General features: G+C 71.9%; 3 protein-coding genes. All 3 read left to right on the top strand.

Features of this window, described 5'->3' with window-relative positions:
- Positions 1-877: VMAP-C domain-containing protein (locus AOK17_RS47075; RefSeq protein WP_483855198.1), on the top strand; the 877-nt coding region annotated here is incomplete at its 5' end.
- A gap of 122 nt (positions 878-999) precedes the next feature.
- On the top strand, positions 1,000-2,034 hold the full coding sequence (locus AOK17_RS47070) for an AAA family ATPase (protein WP_055618759.1): 1,035 nt from the start codon (positions 1,000-1,002) through the stop codon (positions 2,032-2,034).
- Positions 2,024-2,311 (top strand): hypothetical protein (locus tag AOK17_RS47065; protein WP_206190958.1); only part of this gene is annotated, 288 nt, incomplete at its 3' end. The genes AOK17_RS47070 and AOK17_RS47065, both read left to right, overlap by 11 nt.

The raw sequence follows: 2,311 nt of genomic DNA, 5'->3' as shown, positions 1-2,311 counted from the left end.
CCCCCACACCCACCGCACCCCGACGCCCACAGACACGACCCCCCGCCCGAGCTCCACGGCGCACACCTGGTCACCGATCCTCGTGGAGATCGCCCCCAGCGGCTCGGGCAACCGGGACTTCCTCGTCGAGGTGTCCGCGTACAACGACCGGCACCGCCGAGTGGTCGGCTCCCGCCGCCTCCCGGTGGACCGCGTACGCCCGTACGCGCTGCAGCGCATCGACGAGGCGTTCCACGAACTGGAGCCGGGAGCACGGGAGTTGATCGCCTTCGTGCTGCCGCGCCGCTGGCTCAACGCGGACGTGGCGCGCTGGAAGCGCAGTGCCGACGACGACAGCCCGCTCGGCTCCTTCGCACCGCTCGTCGTGATGGACCTGGAGCGGCGGCGCAGCGGCGGCCTGCAGCACAAGCTGAGACAGAAGTGGCGGACCCTGGACGCACGGCCGGCGGCCAGACTCCACCGCATCGACTGCTGGGCCGTCGGCCAGGACCAGGTGAAACTGACCATCGACCTGCGCCGGGACGCCGACATGGTGGGCTTCGGTACGCCGCCCCGCGCCGACGGGGTCAGACGGCTGTTCCAGGCGAGCCTGAACGCGGCGGTGCCGGTGATGCTGTGGCCGCGCTCCGGCTGCCGGGGCGAGCACCGGTGCGGGCGGCCCGCGGACTGCCCGGGCTCGGAGTTCCTGGACCGCCTAGCCGAGCACCTCGCGGACCTGCCGGCTCATGAACTCCCGCAGTACGTGCATGAGTTGCGCGAGACGGCGTACGCCTCCGACACCGCGGAACCGCACTGGGCGCACGACCTGGCACTCCTCTGGGAGGACCCCGAATGCCTGCCCGACCCCGTCGCCTACGCACACAACCCCGTCGGCTGAGGAGGCCGATGAGCAGCCCGCTGAAAATCGGTTGATGAACGGCGGCCCGAAGCCGTCGACTGAAGCGCGGAAACGCACAACGGAACACGGAACGCAGAACACAGAACACGTTCGGAGAGACCATGTCCTTGTGGCCCGTCTACACGGGTACGAGCGAACCGCACGACGGCATCGCCGAGTTGCCCGCGCCACCACCCTGGCGCGCCTTCGACGGCGGCCCGGAGCTGGAGACCCCCGCCGAGGACGACGACGCCTCGGCGACCTCCCCGGACCGTCGGCACCGCGCCCGCACCTATCGCGCCACGGACCGGGCGGTCCAACTCGTCAACGCCGCCCTGTACTTGCGCCGCCCGCTCCTCGTGACGGGCCCGCCCGGCAGCGGCAAGTCGAGCCTCGCGTACGCGGTGGCGAGGGAGTTGCGGCTCGGCCCCGTCCTGCGCTGGAACATCACCAGCCGCGCCACGCTCCACGACGGCCTCTACCAGTACGATCCGCTCTCCCGCCTGTACGCGGCAGGACGAGCCGCCGCACGCGAGGTACCGCCGGACGCTCAACTCCCCACCGACGGCGGGCTCCAGGACCATCTGCGCCTGGGCCCACTCGGCACGGCGCTCCTTCCGTACGGCCGTCCGCGCGCCCTGCTGATCGACGAGATCGACAAGTGCGACCTGGACCTGCCGAACGACCTCCTCAACATCCTGGAGGAGGGCCAGTACGAGATCCCGGAGCTGGTCCGCGCCGCCCGGCACACCACCGCCGCCAAGGTCATGGTCGACGGCACGGACGAACGGGTCGAGGTCTCGCGCGGCCGTGTCCGCTGCCGCGCGTTCCCCTTCGTGGTCCTCACCAGCAACGGCGAACGCGAGTTCCCGCCCGCCTTCCTCCGCCGCTGTGTCCGCCTCGAACTCCACCAGCCCCGCGCCGCCCACCTGGAGAGCATCGTCCGAGCCCACCTGGGCGAACCCGACGCGCACGCCCGGGAGTTGATCGACCGCTTCCTGTCCCGGGGCACGGACGGCGAGCTGGCCACGGACCAACTCCTCAACGCCATCTACCTCACGGGCACGGCGGGCATCGACGCGTCGTCCCGCGACGACCTGGCGGAGCAGCTGATGCCGTATCTGAGCCGTACGGGGGACGAATCGGATGCCTTCTGAGGCCGACGCCGGTTCTGGTACCGGTGCCGACGCCACCACCGGCGTCGGCACCGGTTCCGGCACTCACACCGGCGCCGCCCGCCTGGCCGACGTCCTGGCAGAGGCCGGCGCCGGCCCGTCCCCCACCTCGGTAGAACTGGCCGAACTGCTGTGGCTGGCAGGCCACATGAAGGCCCCCGAGACCGAGGCTCCGGCCACGCCCTCGGCCCACTCGGGCCCGGGCGCGGCCCCGGATTCCGACTCGGCACCCCCTGCCTTCAGGGGCGCGAGGAACCGC

Origin of the sequence: Streptomyces phaeochromogenes, assembly GCF_001418655.1 — a bacterium.
Taxonomy (GTDB): domain Bacteria; phylum Actinomycetota; class Actinomycetes; order Streptomycetales; family Streptomycetaceae; genus Streptomyces; species Streptomyces phaeochromogenes.
This window is presented reverse-complemented; position numbering and strand designations above follow the sequence as displayed.